This is a genomic window from Cyanobium sp. Morenito 9A2 (genome assembly GCF_024345575.1).
Classification (GTDB): Bacteria; Cyanobacteriota; Cyanobacteriia; order PCC-6307; family Cyanobiaceae; genus ATX-6F1.
Map to the genome: position 1 here is coordinate 394,293 of NZ_JAGQBJ010000001.1, position 14,984 is coordinate 409,276.

Genomic DNA, 14,984 nt, shown 5'->3' on the forward strand with positions numbered 1-14,984 from the left:
CCATTGGCGCTGCTTGATCGACGATCCCGATCACCCGGGTCAGCGGGTGGAAAGGCACGTGTACGCCCTGCGGCAGCAGGCCAGGGCCCACCGGCTGCTGTTGGGGTGAGTGCCTGCGAAGCCCTTGACTCATGGGCCTTCCGGTGTCCGGTAAACGAGCACCGGAAGGCTGCTGTGGGTGAGCACCCGCTGGGTTTCGCTGCCCAGCAGGAAGCCGGCCAGTCCGCGGCGCCCGTGGGAGGCCATGAAGATCAGGTCGCAGCCGTGGCGCTTCGCCTCATCGAGGATCGCCTCGTAGATCACGCTGCCCACGACCGTGATTCCTTCGCTCCTGACCCCGGCTGCCGTGGCCAGGGCCTCGGCCTGCTGGAGCACCTGGGAGGCGTAGGCCTGGTTGGCTCGCAGGAGTTCTTCACTCCAACCTGGATTGACCACCATTCCATCGCCGAACAAGGAGACGTTGCTGGGGCCGAAGACTTCCGGTTGAACATGCAGAAAGGTGAGGCGAGCGCTGTTCTCAGAGGCAAAGGCGACGGCCTTTGCGATCGTTTCGCGCGAAAGGCTCGAGCCGTCGGTGGGAACAAGCAGGTGGCGGAACATGGGAGCTCACGCGTTGAATCCCAGGCTAGGTTCAGCCATCAAGGAGGTTCAGATCCTGAAACCTCGCCACCAGCCAGGGGGGGATGCCGTCGACATCCCAGTTCCAGAAGGATCCGCGGCCCAGATAGAGGGGTTCGCGGGCCAGGTACGACTGGACCAGGGTGCTCAGATCGAAATCCTGCAGGGCATCGTCGCGGTTGACCTGACGCAGCCGGGCGGCGGGGGAACCTTTGCTGGCGACCTTGGTAAAACGCCTGACGAACATGGCCCCCACCCACGGTCATGCTCACGTTATCCGCATGCCAGATTCGGCGCCCATCCGCGTGCGGAGCCATGAGCAAGATCCTGTTGATCCTGCTGACCGTGGCGTCCGTTCTTGCTCTGCAGAAGGGCTGGCTCAAGCCCGATTGGTCTGTGATCGTGAAGGACTCGGGCCTGCCTTTGCCCGTCCCGCCCAGCCAGCCGTCCGCGAAGCCATGCCCGGCCCGATAGCGGCCATGGCGCTGAGTTGTATCCCGCCAAGGCGCAACCAAGCCAAGCACCGTTGAAGCAAACGTCCACCCCACGCTCCCCCTTCACCCTGCTCCGTGGCCTGGGGCGATCCTGCCGCTCGTGGTGGAAGGAGGAGCGCAGCCACTTGCCGGGCCCCGGGGCCTGGCGACTGGCGACCGTGTCCGCTGTGGTGCTGATCACGCCTCTCCTGGTTCTGGAGTTGCAGCGGCGGGCGGGCTCGATTGATCGCAGCCAGCGGGAGGACCGCCAACAGGCCGTTGAGCTGGCGACGTCCGCCTTTTCTGGCCTCCGCCGCACGGTCTTCGATTGGGCCAACTGGGCCGACATGGAGGGGTTCGTTCTGGGCACCAACCCCGGCTTCCTGAAGCGTGACGTGGCCACCACGTCCTTGTTTGACGGGGGGGCCTCGATGGTCGTGCTCACGACGGCGGAAAGGCCCGTGCTCGTTTACGCCAGGCGCCCGCTGGATGGGCCGGAGACGGAGTTGCTGCTGAGCTGTGCCAGGGACGGGGGGCGTTCACGGAGCCAGGTGGGGGTGGCGGTGCGGCTGATCTGCCAGGACCCCCGTGGCCGCTGGCTGCTGGGGATGAAGACGGCGATCAGCAACAACGATGGCAGCCATGGGGCCTCCGGCACTCTTGCGATGTTTCAGCCGCTGCTGCAGCCGGAACACGGCCCGGCCCTGCGGGGCAACCTGCGGGAGCTGAGCGGGCATTTCCGCTTCCTACCTGAGGGCGACGAGGGCCAAGCTTCGCGCTCCAGTTGGCAGGTCTTGACCCCGTTGGTCCATGCGCCTGGCGGGCTCATCCTGGTCCTGAGCCCGCTGAATCTGGCGCCGGCCCTCGCCCTTGAGGTGCTTGAGGATCTGATCCTCATCGTCGCCATCCTGGCGGCCCTGCTGGTGGTGCGTGCCCAACTGATGCTGGAGCGTCGCCGCCAGACCCTGCGTCAGCGCATCCAGGAGCGGAGGGAGAGCCAACGCATTCGCCAGGTATGTCAGGAACTGGACCGGTTGCTCGACCACTTCGGCCTGGCGGAGGGACCATCGGCGCCCGATGAACAGGTGCTCGCACGCCTGTTGGGGCGCCTGGAGGAGGGCCAGGCGCCTGGGGCGGAGCCTGCTTCCGTGGACGGCCGTCTCACACAGGTGGCCCAGCGCTTCCAGCGCTTCCTGGCGGGCGCCAAAAACCTCGCCCTGCGCGACCCGCTGACCCAACTGCCCAACCGGGCTTATTTCATGGAGAAGCTGGAGCTTGAGGCCAAGCGTTATCAAAGGCTTCGTTCCAGCTTCGCGATCCTGTTCGTGGATGTGGACAAGTTCAAGGACATCAACGACACCTATGGCCATGCCATCGGAGATGCTGCCCTGGTGAACGTGGCTCAGCGGCTCGCCGGTTTGATTCGCGGCACTGATTTCCTCGCCCGCTACGGCGGCGATGAGTTCGTTCTGCTCATGGACCTCTCCCAGGGATCAGGCGGCAAGCCGATGGATCCCAAGGTCGAGGCTTACCTCCTGGCCGAGCGCATCACATCGGCATTCAGCCAATCGAGCGAAGTGAATGGCCTGCCGTTGGAGCTGAGCCTGAGCATCGGCATCGCCTTGGTGGACCCCGATGAGCAAGACACAGCTTTGGCGATGCAGCGCTCGGATCTGGCGATGTTGAAGGCGAAACAGAGCCGCAGCAGCCAGATCTCCATTTTCGAAGTGGAAGCGAACGACTTCCGGCTCGACAACTTCCAGCTCTACAGCGACTTGATGGAAGCGGTACGCAACCATGAGCTCCAGGTGTTGTTCCAGCCGATCGTGGATGGGGATGGTCGGGTGCATTCGCTCGAGGCGCTGGCCCGTTGGCATCACCCGATCAAGGGACCGATCCCCCCTGAAGACTTTCTCTCCCTGGCTGAACGGCACCGCAAGATGCGGATGGTGGGGGAGGAGCTGCTGCGGTTGTCACTGGAGGGCTTCTTGACCATTGCTGAGCGTTTGGGCCCCAGGGTGCGGCTGTCGTTGAACCTCAGTCCCTCCCAGTTGCTGGATGGTGAGATGGTGAACAGGATGAGTGTTCTGTTGCGCACCCTGGGCTTTGATCCGGGTCGCCTCACGTTTGAGATCACCGAGCTCGCGATTCTCGAGGCCAACGAAGTCGTTCATGGCAATTTAAAGCGTCTACGGGCGATGGGGATTCACCTCTCACTTGATGATTTTGGCACGGGCTATTCTTCGCTCAACATGCTCAGTACGCTCAAGCCTCAGGAGGTGAAGATCGATAAGACATTCGTGATGGCGATGGAGCGAGATGCCTATGCCCTCCAGATCATTGAGTTGATTGCGCGCATGGCGCCCAGCATGGCCCTCGAACTGGTGGCTGAAGGGGTGGAAGACCGGAGCAGCTTGGTGGCACTGAAAGCGATGGGGATCGGGCTCTTCCAGGGGTATCTGTTCTCCAGGCCGATCCCCGCCGACCGGGTGGTGGCCCAGTACCCGGTCGAACCGTTGAGCTGACCGCCAGTGGGCCGGGCCAGAGGTCCAGGCTGGGCGCAGGAGGTTGATCATCGCGAGCGGTCTGGGAGATCAGATTTCAGTTGGTTCTTCTCGATTGGCCTGAGCTTTCAACCGGCCAGGAGGATCAGGGGCCTCCACGGGTCGCCTATCCGCTGGGTTCATTCTTGTCCTGGGGATGACGTGAAGGCGCCCGTGACACCCTGCGTCCAACCATCGATCGGCGCCCACTCCCACCCCGGTGCGATGACCACCAATGGCCAGACTGGCAGCAGCGCCTTCAGCGACGACGGCTCCCGCATGACGGCGGCCCGTGGCGCCCCTGGTGAGCGCCATGATCCTTGAGCAGGTGGTGGAAGTGGCCCGTTGGCATGGGTTCTGTCTCGGCGTTGCTGAGTCCCAGCAGGCGTAGGTGATGCGCCCCCTCCACAGCCTGGTCAAGGCCGGTCTTGAGAAGGCGATGACGCCCTTTCCTGTGATCCAAAGCGAGAATGAGGCTGATCAGGAGAGCAAGGTTTCCTGGGTCTGTGGATGGATTCAGCAGAGGTGCGTTGCACTCATTCAGGAGGGTCGAGAAGGATTTGATCCTCTGATGCTTCGCTGAGCCCACTATCGATGTAGGCAATGGATGGGGGAAGGCGCAGTCCACGGAGCCATTCCACTAGAAAGCAACGATCCATCATTGCCGCCGAAATCTCCTGAAAATCAGAGAACAGCACCGTCTGGTCTTTGATCACATGTTGCAGTTCTTCCAGTTTCCGACAGATGGCCCGGTAGAGGCTGAAGTCGCGTCTGTTGAGTTGTGAGAGCTCTTTCCGTATAACGACCGCCATGGGCGAACAGTTTAGGCCTTTTGAGAAAGAATCGCATTGAACACGAGCCCAGGCGCTGTCCCCATGGGACCCCGCCCTGACGGGGCGGGGTCAGGCGCGAATCACCAGAGGCCACGAATGCCTACCCCAGGCACCACGGGTGTACTGACCTCGCGGGTCACCACGGCCGTGCTCTGCTGATTGGCCTGGATGCAGGCCGGCAGGAACACATACCAACTCAGCAGGGAGGTGCACTGGGCTTCACCCACGCATTTGCCCTCGGCGCAGATGTTCTGTTTGCCGTCGTAGGTGTTGCAGGTGTGGGCCAAGCGGTAATCCACCGGCAGGTTGGCCATGATGTCGAGCGAGGAGATCGTGCCATCGGCAGCGGCGCCGATGATCGCCCCCCGCAGGGATTCCACGGCGTAGGTGCTCTGGGTCCAGTAGGGGAAGTAGCTACGCGAAGCATTTTTGAGGAACTTGATACCGGGATCGGAGTAAAGGAAGTTCGCAACTCCGACCACATCAACGGAGTAGGGCTTGGCCAGTCCCGCGCGCAGCTCGCTGGCGGACCAACCCGAGCGGGAGATGCCGTCATTGAGACCGCGGTCGGTGACGTCGCCCGTGTTCACAAAGGTAGTGATCGAGGCGAGATCCGTGGACCAAACGGCTCCGCCGGAGTTCCAGCGGATGGTGTTTCGGTTCGAGTCGTTGCCCAGGTCGTAGGCCGAGGCGGGAGGTGAGAACACAACGCCAAGGCTGGTGCCGACCAAAAGGCCGACGGCGAGATAGTTGAACATGGCCATCGACGGGGAGAGTCACTACAAACCTAATCAGCTCTTTTGCGCCTGAAGGCATAGCGAAGTTGAGGATTGTGAAGCTTGCCTACTGGAGGGGTCGTTGCGCTTGGATCACACCTGATGTGCAGCGCCGATGCGGTGATGATTGCTCAGTTGCCTGAGACAACCTCCTCTGTGAGCGGGATGACCCGGTTGCGGCCTTTTTGCTTGGCCAGATACATCGCCGCATCGGCCCGGGCGATCAGGCTGTCGGCCTGTTCACCGGTACGCATCAAGGTGACGCCGATGCTGAGGGTGATCGTCACCGTCCCTGCCTCGGTGGAAATCGGTTCAGCGACAGCTAGGCGGATCTTTTCGGCGATCACAAGGGCGTTGTCTAGATCGCGCACGCCATGGAGCAGCACCAACATCTCATCGCCGCCGATGCGGGCGGCGAGGTCATTGCTGCGCAGGCAACGACGCAGGCGCTGGGCCACGGTGATCAGCACCGTGTCACCGGCGGCATGGCCATGGGTGTCGTTGATGGACTTGAAGAAATCCAGATCACAGAACAGCACACCTGAATCATCGCTACTACGGCGTACCTGGGGTGTGATCGTTTCGAGCCGTTGCAGCACTTCGTGCCGGTTGAGCAGGCCGGTCAATGCGTCGGTGCTGGCGCGACGTTCCAGTGTCTGTTCCGCTTCCACTTCGCTATCCACGGTGCGGAAGGAGGTCACCAGACCGTCGGGCTTCCCATCCATGTCCAGGTAGGGCTTGGTGTGGGACTCGATCCAGTGCCGATTGCCGTCCTTGGCCTGCACCAGGTCACGGGTGACGATGCTGGTGCCCGCCTCCACCTGTTTCAGCTTTTCGGCGTACTGCTGATGGGTGCTCGGATCCATGAAATCGGTGCTCGACCGGCCGACCCAGTCCTCGGGCCGCCAGCCCAGCATCGCGCTCAGCGAGGGGGACACCCATTCGATCATCCCCTGGCGCAGGTGCATCACCACATCGAAGGAGTTCTCGGCGAGCAAGCGGTAGCGCTGCTCGGAGGCGGCGATGCGTTGTTTGGCGCTCTCCCGTTCGCTGACCTCCCGCCAGGTCAAGGAAAGGGTGTCTGGCCCCATGGGTACGGCTCGAACGTCGAACCACCGCCGCTCGCCTCCCTGCCGTTCGTCGTCGTAGGCGAAGCCGTCCAGATCAAGCGGTCGTTGATCCTTCAACACGGTTCGGCATCGATTGAGCAGACCGGTCTTCTCCAGCCCGGGCATCACCGTGCTCAGGCGAACCGTGCGCAGCTCATCAAAACTCCGGTCGATGCCTTGGCGGGCTGCGCTGTTGGCATCGAGATAAGTGAAGTCGAGGATGTGGGCCTTTCCGTCGCGGATGGCCTGGAGCACCACATGGGGATCGATCAATGCATCGAGGGTGGCACGCAGGCGACCACGTTCATGACGCAGGCGCTCCTCGGTGGCGGCCCGTTCCGTGTGGCTGCGTTGCAGGTTGTTTTCTGCTTGCTTGCGCTCGGTGATGTCGAGCATGACGCCGCACCATAGGCTCGGTTGGTTGACGTCTGGGCGCAACTGGCGTGTGCTCAGGTTCAGCCATTTCAGCGTGCCGGAGGGGGTGGTGATGCGGAAGTCCGCAGTAAAACTGCCGCTGCTGGCGGCACCCTCGGGGTGCAGGTCGCCCAGGCGCTGGACATCCTCCTGGTGCACCAGGCGCCAGAAGCTCTGGGCCTCATCCAGCAGTTGTTCGGGCTCCAGTTCAAGTAGTTCGCGGCAGCCGGCTCCGACGACAAGGAAGCGGCCGCCGCCAAAGGACTCCTGGAGGTATTCATAGAGCACGCCGGGAACCGTATCGGCGATCTGGGAAAAACGCGTCTCCAGGCTCCGGATCGTCTGCTCCCGTCGCTGGCGTTCCCTGGCCGCCAGGATGGCCACGATAGAAATACTCATCAGACCCAGAAGCCGGGTGCTGGTTTCCACTGAAGGGAACAAGTCCCCGTGGCGACTTGACATGATCCCCAGGGCCAAGGCTTCGCTTGAGAGGGCACCCACCTGCAACGGGCTGGCGAAGCCCGCCGCTAGCACCACTGGAATCCAATAGAAGGGGAGCAGCACAACCTCCTTGGGCAGGGCCAGGTCGACCAGGAAGATTCCCACCATGGCGAGGGTGAGCAGGACCCAGCGCCGCTCTCCCTGGCGCCCTGGCCGCGGGAGGCTCAGGGGGACCTTGGGTCGCTCAAGGCTTCTGGGTTCCATGGGTCAGGAACGAGTGCCTTTTCTCCCTTCTGGTTTAGGCCGCTTGAAGGAGCATCTAGGGGCCTGTTCACAGATTGGAATCCTCCCCATTTGATCGGACTCTGGGCTCAACGCGGTGCGGTCCAGTCTTCAAACCAGCGGCGGCGCCAGAGCCAGTAAAGCTGAATCAACGCCACCAGGGCCATCAGGCCCATCGCATAGGCATAGCCGTAGCGCCAGTGCAGCTCGGGCATGTTGTCGAAGTTCATGCCGTAGACCCCGCCAATGAAGGTGAGGGGAGCAAAGATGCTGGTAAGGATGGTGAGCGTCTTCATCACCTGGTTCATGCGATTGCCCACACTCGCCGCATACGATTGAGTGATCGCATCGCACTGGTTGCGCAGCAGTTCGCAATTCTCGAACAGCATTTCCACCAGGTCGCCCATGTCACGGAAGCCGGCGGTGGCCTCCGGCCCCAGCAGCTCCTGGCGCTGGCGCAGCAACACCCGGATCTGGTGGCGCAGGGGCCAGATCTGACTGCGAATCGTGAGCAGGTTGGAGCGGTGCTCAAAGGTGCGCTTGAGTAACTTCGGCTTCGGGTCGCGCAGGGCCGCCTCCTCCAGATCGCAGAGCCGGTTGGCGATGAGCTCCAGCATCGGGAACAGTTCATCGAGGATCTCGTCCACCAGGAAGTGGAGGATGTCGTCGAGGTCACGCAGCTCCGTGGCACCCACCTGGGCCGAGAGCCAGTTCGTGAGGTCGGGAAAGGCTTCCCCCAGCGGCGCTTCCTCGAAGCTGATCAACAGGCCTGGCAGCAGCAATGCCCCCACCTGGGAGCTGATCAGATGGGAGGGATCACGGGCGAAGCTGAAGCGGTGCAGCACCACCAGCAGCGCCTCCCCGAGGGAGTCCACCCGGGGACGCTGGGGCACCTCCAGGAGCGGAGGCAGGAGCACCGATGGCACCGCCAGGGGCAGCAGCATCGCCTGGATCGCCCTTGGGTCGCTCAGCCCCATGACCCGCAGCCACAGCGGAATCCCAGGCTTCTGAAGAGCCGCCAGTTCGCCCGGGTGCTGCAGGGCATGCAGCCTGGGCCCCGCGGCTTCGAAGGCCATGACGCTGAAGCGGCTGGGCTGCTGGCCGCCATGCACATAGAGCTGGGTGGGGATGGCGGCGGGGCGTTCCTCCAGGCGACTGGAGCGCAGGGCGCCGGGGGTGGGTCGCAGCACGGGGAAAGGGGGCCATCCGGCGAACGGCCATCTCAGGCCAGGGGGGCCACCTTCGCCTGTCGCAGGGACGACATGGCCTGTTTCGATGGGATCGCCTCAGGCGGTGGGGCCGCGGAGCTGAGCCTTGGCCACGCGCACATAGGTCAGGAAGGCGTCGTACTTGTTGTCGAATTCTCCCAGCGACTGGCGGCGGCCATCCATGAGGATCCGCGCCCGAAAGCGGCCCGTGCTGCGGTCCTGGGTGACGCCCTTGAAGCCTGTGGCCAGATCACTGGGGGCACTGCGGCGCGGGTTCCGCGGCTGGCCTTCGGGCGTGGCGCGCAGGTTGTTGATCCGGTGGTCATCGCGGTTGCCGTTGATCGGCGTGATCTCCCGCCCGATCGGATCGACGCCGTGGTGCAGGCACCAGATGATGCGTGTCAGGGCATAGCGCTGACCTTCGATGGCGACATGCCAGCGGCCGTCGCGGCTCTTGCTGCCGGCCCGTTCGCCCTGGCGGCTCTGTCCACGAACCGTCGCCGCAGCGGTCCAGCGGCAGTGGCCGCTGCGGGGGTCGTAGCTGAGGTGCTGGCGCAGGAACTCAGCCGGCGGCAGCCGTTTGTGGTTCGCCATGCTGCCAGGAGCGTTGGCTGAGTTTACGCGGGCGGGGCTTGGGACGAGCCCACCCCGGGCCTTGGTTCAGCGTTCAGGTGTTCAGGAGGCCCCTGCGCCCAGCGCAGCGGCGCCTCCTCCTGCTCGCGCCCATGGTCGCGCTCCTCGAGGACGTGCTCCTGGATCAGCAGCGGCCGCAGGTCGCTGGGCCGTGCACCGGGACGGGTGAACACCAACCCCCAGCCGCACCCGCCGGAACCGCAGGGCGCGGGGTCCTGCAGGCCCGGGTGCGCGACCACGCCACGGCCATCGCAGCCGATGCGCTCGAAGGGGATGTTGGGGCCATGGCGGGCGTTGAAGCCCCCGACGCCGTCCTGACCGATCGCCTCGATCGCCCGGGCGATCAGCCGGTTGACCTGCAGCCCTTGGTGAACGCCGCCGCCTCGCTCAAGCAGGCCCCCTGCGGGAGCGGGCTGAGGCCAGAGGGCCCCGTTGGGAAGGACCTGCCGCACGCTGAGCCTCCGGTTCGGATGGGCGGTGATCGCCTCCAGCGCCTGCTCCGGCGGGTGGCGGATGTTCTGGCGTTTGTGGTCCGAGGCGACGGTGGTGGAATCAGGGGTCTCGATGCCGAGGAACACCCGTTCGCAGCGGTGGCCCCCCCCAGCGCCATCCGTCCCTCGTCCGTGGCCAGATCCAGGGAGGCTTCCCTGATCAGGGCACAGGGGATGCCGGGGAGCGCTGCCAGGTCGGTCGCTGGGGGAGCCGCCGCTTGACGCTGCGCCTGTCGCCGATGACGTTGTCATCGTCGGGAAAGCGTTGCCGAGCCAGCCGCGTTCGGCGAGCCGATGGCGCTCCGCGCCAGCCATTGCTCCGTTTCCCCGGTCCACGGCTTGCGGCCGGCGGGCACGATGCTGGCGCAGAACTCGCCCAGCAACGGGAGCCGCACGAGAATTGCGCGGCCATGGCGGCGCAGGCGCCCAGCTCCAGCCGAGCGCAGCGGGTCACGGACATGCTGGTGAGCACCGGCGCTCCTCGACGGTGCGGAGGCCACCACGGCGCTCGCTCCGCCCCCAGGGCCGCCGCGGAAGCGGCCAGGCCATCTGATCGGCGAGGTCCTTGGGTCGCACGAACGTCGCACCGACGATCACCAGATCGGCCCAGGCCCCGTCTCCCTCGGGCACCTCGCGCCCTTTCACGTTCACCAGCGGCGGCAGCCGAACCCGACGGCCCCGCGCTCCAGGGCAGGGCGGAAGCTTCGGGAGGCCTGGGGAAAGCGCGGGTCGGCGGGCAGGTGCCTGTGGGGCTCCCCCAGACCCGCCTGTGCCCTGAGCGTCCCACGGGAGCTGGCCCAGTCGGCCCGTTCGTCATCGGCTTGCGCCGCTGGATCGCTCCGATGGCGTTCCATGTGCCGCCGATGTACCGCACGTCGGCTTCGGATCACCTCCCTAGCCTTGTTGAGCGGAAGCTGATGCATCCCACGGCCGCTCTGGGTTGTTCAGCTTCTTTCCGGTTGATCGCCGTTCCCTGGTGATCCGCTGAAGCCTGGTCGGCTGTCGCTCGGTGTCTTGGGTCTGCCATCGGCATGGCAGCCGGCGAGACCCGGGCGTGGCGATCGTTCTGTATAGGAGTCACGACGATGCGCATCGCCCAGATCTCGCCCCTCGATGAATGTGTGCCTCCCCTGCGCTACGGCGGTACGGAGCGGGTGGTTCACTACCTCACCGAGGAGCTGGTGCGGCGCGGCCACGAGGTGGTGCTGTTCGCCAGCGGTGATTCCACCACCAGTGCCGAGCTCTACCCCTGCGTGCCCCAGGCCCTGCGGCAGGCAGGGTACGAGGGTGATCGCAGTGTGCCGGCCCTGATCCAGCTCGACTGTGTGGCCGAGCAGCGGCATCGTTTCGATGTGCTGCATTTCCACACCGGCCACGGCCATTACCCCCTGACGGCGCGCCTGGACGTGCCCCATCTCACGACCATGCACGGGCCGCTGTCGGCCCCCTCGATGACGGCACTGCACCACCACTTCGCTCGAGTGCCTTTGGTGTCGATCTCCGAGTCCCAGCGCCTGCCGTTGCCGCTGGCCCACTGGCTCGGTACGATCCACCACGGTCTGCCCACGGATCTCTACCGCTTCGAGCCCACGCCGTCTCCCTATCTGGCCTTCGTCGGGCGCATCTCGCCTGAGAAGAGGCTGGATCGCGCCATCGCGATCGCGGCGGCGGCGGGGCTGCCGCTCAAGGTGGCGGCCAAGGTCGATGCGGTGGACCGCGCGTATTTCCATGCCGTCATTGAACCGCTGTTGGAAGGCCATCCCGAGGTGGAGTTCATCGGCGAAGTCGACGACGCCGGCAAGCAGGAACTGTTGGGCCACGCCCTGGCGCTGCTGTTCCCGATCGACTGGCCGGAGCCCTTCGGTTTGGTGATGATCGAGGCCAACGCCTGTGGCACCCCGGTGATCGCTTGGTGCAACGGCTCCACTCCGGAGGTGATTGTCGATGGTCTCAACGGGCGGCTGGTGCAGTCGATCGAGCAGGCGGTGGCAGCGGTGCGCAGCATCGATCAGTTGCCGAGGACGCTCATCCGGGCTGATTTCGAGCGTCGCTTCTGCGTCGAGCGCCAGGCGATCGCCTACGAGGCGCTCTATAGGCGCTTGATCGAAGCGCAGGGCGATCCCCCGGCCCCTTCACCGGCCCAAGCAGAGCAGCCCTTGAGTCCGGAGGGCACCGCCCTTGCCCAGGTGTGCCATGCCGCTTGATCAACTCCCCCCGTTCGTGCTCAAAGATGGTGAGACCTTCGCCATGCTCGACCGGCGGGGTGAGATCAGCCCGGTGGCCCATCCCGATTCCGGGGTGTTTCACCGGGGCATGCGCCATGTGAGCCAATTGGAGCTGCTGCTCTGGGGCCACCCCCCCTCGGTGCTCTCCTCCACCGAGCGCGAGGAGATGGGTCTGCATGTGAGCCATCTCAGCAACGACGGCTTCGCCGCCGGCTCGGCGCCAGCGGGCACGGTGCACCTGGAGCGCAGCACAGTGCTCACCCCCACAGGCCTGATGCAGCAGTTGAGCTTCACCAGCTATGCCCCCTCCTCGCTGACGATCCCCCTGGTGCTGCTGGTGGATGCTGATTTCCTCGACATCTTCGAGGTGCGCGGTCTGAGGCGGGAGCAGCGCGGCACCCGGGTCTACAGCTGCACCGCCGACAGCCTGGAGGTGGTCTACCGCGGCCTCGATGCCATCGACCGCAGCACGGCCCTGCGGGTGGCGGCGCCGGTGCAGGACGTGTCGGAAACTGAACTGCGCCTTTCCCTCGACCTGGAGCCCCGCTGCACACGCAAGTTGGCGTTGGTGTTGGATTTTCATCACCACAGCGAGGACAGCTGTTCCCCCCAGGCGGCCTTCGATGGCGCCCTGCTGGCGTCGGTGGAGAGGTTTAGGAGCAACCGACTCCTGACGGCCGCGATCAGCACCGACAACCCCGCCTTCAACGCCTGGATTGCACGCTCCACGTCGGATGTGCACCTGCTCTCCACCCAGCTCGACCATGGCCTCTACCCCTACGCCGGGGTGCCCTGGTTCAGCTGTCCTTTCGGGCGTGACGGGCTGATCACCGCGCGCCAGATGCTTCTGGTGGAACCTCGCCTGGCCCGGGGGGTGTTGGGGTTCCTTGCCGAGCAGCAGGCCCGCCACCGCGACGCCAGCTCCGACGCCGAGCCGGGCAAGATCCTGCATGAAGCGCGCCTGGGGGAAATGGCGGTGCTGGGGGAGGTGCCCTTCTCCCGTTACTACGGCAGCGTTGATGCCACGCCGTTGTTTGTGATGCTGGCGGGTGATTACCTGCTGCGCAGCGATGACCGGGCCTTCATCGACAGCCTTCGACCGGCCTTGGATCGTGCCCTGGCCTGGATTCGGCAGGCCGAGGCGAAGAGTCCGGATGGGTTTTTGCGCTACCTCTGTGCCGCCCAGGGAGGCCTGCGCAACCAGGGCTGGAAGGACAGCGACGATGCGGTGCACCATGCCGATGGCAGGCTGGCGGAGGGTTCCATCGCCCTGTGCGAGGTGCAGGCCTACGCCTATGGCGCCCGGCGCGCGATGGCTGCGATCGAGCAGCGCTGCGGTCAGCAGGCGCAGGCGGATCGGCTGCTCCAGGAGGCCAGTGACCTGCGCCGTCGGTTTCATGGGGCCTACTGGTGCGAGTCGATCGGCACCTATGCCCTGGCCCTCGATGGGGCCGGGGTGCCCTGCAAGGTGCGCTCCTCAAATGCGGGCCATTGTCTCTGGACCGGCATCGCCAGCCAAGCCGCGGCGGCATCGATCGCCCGGGAACTATTAGCCCCCACCAGCTTCAACGGTTGGGGGGTGCGCACCCTGGACGAACGGGAGGCGCGTTTCAACCCGATGAGTTACCACAACGGCTCGGTCTGGCCCCATGACAACGCGATGATTGGACTGGGACTGGCCCGCTACGGCCACAGCGCAGAGGTGATGCGGATTCTCACGGGGCTGTTCGAGACTGCCTGCGCCATGCCCCAGTACCGCCTTCCGGAGTTGTTCTGCGGCTTTCCCCGCCAGGAGGGTGAGGCACCCACCCATTACCCGGTGGCCTGCAGCCCCCAGGCCTGGGCCAGTGGCTCGGTGTTTGGCCTGATGGAAGCGATTACGGGCATGGGCCTCGGCCGTGACTCGACCACCGGCCGGGTGCAGGTGCTGTTCCGCAACCCCGTGCTGCCCAAGGGCCTTGACCTTCTGGAGATCGCCGGACTGCGTCTCGGGGAGGAAGAAATCGACCTGCAGTTGCACCGCAGTGACCACGACACGGGAGTCCTGGTGGGACGGCGCACCCCGGGGGTGGACGTGATGATCTGGAAGTGAGCATTGGGCCATGAAAAACCCCCGGGGAGTGAGGCTCTCCGGGGGCATCAGCTAACTGTCGAGGGGGCGCTCAAGGGCGTTGCCTCAGGTTGCGTCAAGGCGGAGGGGTCAGCCGCACTCCGCCAAGAGGTTTGGATCAGTAACGGCCCTGGCCACCGCCGCCGTAACCGCCGCCACCGCCGCCGTAGCCTCCGCCACCGCCGCCGCCGTAACCACCACCACCGCGATTGCCGCCACCGCCACCACCGGTGCGGGGTTCGGCTTTGTTGACGCGGATGTTGCGTCCCATCCACTCGACGTTCTGAAGGTCGTCGATGGCCTTGGCCTCTTCAGCCTCGACGGCCATGTCGACGAAAGCGAAGCCACGCTTACGGCCGGTTTCCCGATCGAGGGGCAGGCTGCACTGTTTGACTTGACCGTAGGTCGCGAAAAGCTGTTGGAGGTCCTCCACTTCGGCATCGAAGGAAAGGTTGCCCACGTAAATCGTCATGAACTCAGAAACTATGAATCGATCCGTCGACGGCCCTGAAGAAAGTTGAAACTCGCTTGAAGAGAAATCTTGGAACCATTCACACTATAGATGGGCATGGGCCCCCTGCCGGCAGGGTCTGCCATCGGTGGGGACAATCGCGCACCGGCGAAGGCTGCGTCTGGGGTCCCAGCGCCCTTGGGCTGGACGGCTTGAGGGCCATGGGGGGAGCTTGCGCGGTCGCGGTCCCTCGCTGGCGGCAGGGCTTTGCCTTCTCTGGGAACGTGCCCCAGTGAACTCGGATCAACATCCGTAAAGACTTGTTCTGAAGCGTTGAAATCCATGGACCCCCATGAAGCTTGTCAGTGTTTGCCCAT

At 64.8% G+C, this 14,984-nt stretch carries 15 protein-coding genes; 5 read left to right on the top strand and 10 right to left on the bottom strand.

Annotated elements, in window-relative coordinates; all coding sequences use genetic code 11:
- Window positions 1–129 precede the first annotated feature (129 nt).
- Window positions 130–600: a universal stress protein gene (locus KBY88_RS02095; RefSeq protein WP_254938226.1), complete on the bottom strand. Its 471-nt coding sequence runs from the start codon at window positions 598–600 to the stop codon at window positions 130–132.
- A gap of 31 nt (window positions 601–631) precedes the next feature.
- Window positions 632–865, bottom strand: a complete 234-nt coding sequence (locus tag KBY88_RS02100) for a hypothetical protein (RefSeq protein ID WP_254938227.1) — start codon at window positions 863–865, stop codon at window positions 632–634.
- A gap of 68 nt (window positions 866–933) precedes the next feature.
- On the opposite strand from KBY88_RS02100, the gene KBY88_RS02105 reads away from it, so the two are divergent.
- The 3 genes from KBY88_RS02105 (at window position 934) to KBY88_RS02115 (ending at window position 3,958) form a co-directional block, all read left to right on the top strand.
- Window positions 934–1,092 carry a hypothetical protein gene (locus KBY88_RS02105; protein WP_254938228.1) on the top strand — a complete coding sequence of 53 codons (159 nt, stop codon included), beginning with the start codon at window positions 934–936 and terminating at the stop codon, window positions 1,090–1,092.
- A gap of 52 nt (window positions 1,093–1,144) precedes the next feature.
- Window positions 1,145–3,616, top strand: coding sequence for a putative bifunctional diguanylate cyclase/phosphodiesterase (locus tag KBY88_RS02110; protein ID WP_254938229.1), 2,472 nt, complete (start codon window positions 1,145–1,147; stop codon window positions 3,614–3,616).
- A 192-nt stretch (window positions 3,617–3,808) separates the two neighbouring features.
- A complete protein-coding gene (locus KBY88_RS02115) occupies window positions 3,809–3,958 on the top strand; it encodes a hypothetical protein (RefSeq protein WP_254938230.1) in 150 nt (49 codons plus the stop codon).
- 212 nt (window positions 3,959–4,170) lie between these two features.
- On the opposite strand, the gene KBY88_RS02120 is transcribed toward KBY88_RS02115, so the two are convergent.
- The 7 genes from KBY88_RS02120 to KBY88_RS02150 form a co-directional block, all read right to left on the bottom strand.
- On the bottom strand, window positions 4,171–4,446 hold the full coding sequence (locus KBY88_RS02120; RefSeq protein ID WP_254938231.1) for a hypothetical protein: 276 nt from the start codon (window positions 4,444–4,446) through the stop codon (window positions 4,171–4,173).
- 101 nt (window positions 4,447–4,547) lie between these two features.
- Complete coding sequence (locus tag KBY88_RS02125; protein ID WP_254938232.1) at window positions 4,548–5,225, bottom strand: alpha/beta hydrolase; 678 nt, start codon at window positions 5,223–5,225, stop codon at window positions 4,548–4,550.
- Window positions 5,226–5,374: 149 nt separating this feature from the next.
- On the bottom strand, window positions 5,375–7,471 hold the full coding sequence (locus tag KBY88_RS02130) for a bifunctional diguanylate cyclase/phosphodiesterase (protein ID WP_254938233.1): 2,097 nt from the start codon (window positions 7,469–7,471) through the stop codon (window positions 5,375–5,377).
- 107 nt (window positions 7,472–7,578) lie between these two features.
- Window positions 7,579–8,679 carry a magnesium/cobalt transporter CorA gene (gene corA / locus KBY88_RS02135; RefSeq protein ID WP_254938234.1) on the bottom strand — a complete coding sequence of 367 codons (1,101 nt, stop codon included), beginning with the start codon at window positions 8,677–8,679 and terminating at the stop codon, window positions 7,579–7,581.
- 96 nt (window positions 8,680–8,775) lie between these two features.
- Window positions 8,776–9,291 (bottom strand): HNH endonuclease, encoded by a 516-nt coding sequence (locus KBY88_RS02140; RefSeq protein ID WP_254938235.1) that lies wholly within the window; start codon window positions 9,289–9,291, stop codon window positions 8,776–8,778.
- Window positions 9,292–9,314: 23 nt separating this feature from the next.
- Window positions 9,315–9,908: a hypothetical protein gene (locus KBY88_RS02145; RefSeq protein WP_254938236.1), complete on the bottom strand. Its 594-nt coding sequence runs from the start codon at window positions 9,906–9,908 to the stop codon at window positions 9,315–9,317.
- Between the two features lie 560 nt (window positions 9,909–10,468).
- A complete protein-coding gene (locus KBY88_RS02150; RefSeq protein WP_254938237.1) occupies window positions 10,469–10,675 on the bottom strand; it encodes a hypothetical protein in 207 nt (68 codons plus the stop codon).
- A 231-nt stretch (window positions 10,676–10,906) separates the two neighbouring features.
- Here KBY88_RS02150 and KBY88_RS02155 point away from each other — a divergent pair, with 231 nt between their 5' ends.
- On the top strand, window positions 10,907–12,025 hold the full coding sequence (locus tag KBY88_RS02155; protein WP_254938238.1) for a glycosyltransferase family 4 protein: 1,119 nt from the start codon (window positions 10,907–10,909) through the stop codon (window positions 12,023–12,025).
- Window positions 12,015–14,138, top strand: a complete 2,124-nt coding sequence (locus KBY88_RS02160) for an amylo-alpha-1,6-glucosidase (protein WP_254938239.1) — start codon at window positions 12,015–12,017, stop codon at window positions 14,136–14,138. Before KBY88_RS02155 ends, KBY88_RS02160 begins: the two co-directional genes overlap by 11 nt.
- A 136-nt stretch (window positions 14,139–14,274) precedes the next feature.
- Here KBY88_RS02160 and rbp read toward each other — a convergent pair whose 3' ends face one another.
- Entirely contained in the window at window positions 14,275–14,628 is a 354-nt protein-coding gene (gene rbp / locus KBY88_RS02165; protein WP_254938240.1) for an RNA-binding regulator, read from the bottom strand.
- Window positions 14,629–14,984 lie beyond the last annotated feature (356 nt).

What these genes read in the sequence shown, in the direction of transcription:
- KBY88_RS02095 (WP_254938226.1), bottom strand. Translation starts at nt 600, where the DNA reads ATGTTCCGCCACCTGCTTGTTCCCACCGACGGCTCGAGCCTTTCGCGC.
- KBY88_RS02105 (WP_254938228.1), top strand. Translation starts at nt 934, where the DNA reads ATGAGCAAGATCCTGTTGATCCTGCTGACCGTGGCGTCCGTTCTTGCT.
- KBY88_RS02125 (WP_254938232.1), bottom strand. Translation starts at nt 5,225, where the DNA reads ATGTTCAACTATCTCGCCGTCGGCCTTTTGGTCGGCACCAGCCTTGGC.
- KBY88_RS02160 (WP_254938239.1), top strand. Translation starts at nt 12,015, where the DNA reads ATGCCGCTTGATCAACTCCCCCCGTTCGTGCTCAAAGATGGTGAGACC.
- KBY88_RS02140 (WP_254938235.1), bottom strand. Translation starts at nt 9,291, where the DNA reads ATGGCGAACCACAAACGGCTGCCGCCGGCTGAGTTCCTGCGCCAGCAC.
- KBY88_RS02130 (WP_254938233.1), bottom strand. Translation starts at nt 7,471, where the DNA reads ATGGAACCCAGAAGCCTTGAGCGACCCAAGGTCCCCCTGAGCCTCCCG.
- rbp (WP_254938240.1), bottom strand. Translation starts at nt 14,628, where the DNA reads ATGACGATTTACGTGGGCAACCTTTCCTTCGATGCCGAAGTGGAGGAC.
- KBY88_RS02155 (WP_254938238.1), top strand. Translation starts at nt 10,907, where the DNA reads ATGCGCATCGCCCAGATCTCGCCCCTCGATGAATGTGTGCCTCCCCTG.
- KBY88_RS02100 (WP_254938227.1), bottom strand. Translation starts at nt 865, where the DNA reads ATGTTCGTCAGGCGTTTTACCAAGGTCGCCAGCAAAGGTTCCCCCGCC.
- KBY88_RS02150 (WP_254938237.1), bottom strand. Translation starts at nt 10,675, where the DNA reads ATGGAACGCCATCGGAGCGATCCAGCGGCGCAAGCCGATGACGAACGG.
- KBY88_RS02120 (WP_254938231.1), bottom strand. Translation starts at nt 4,446, where the DNA reads ATGGCGGTCGTTATACGGAAAGAGCTCTCACAACTCAACAGACGCGAC.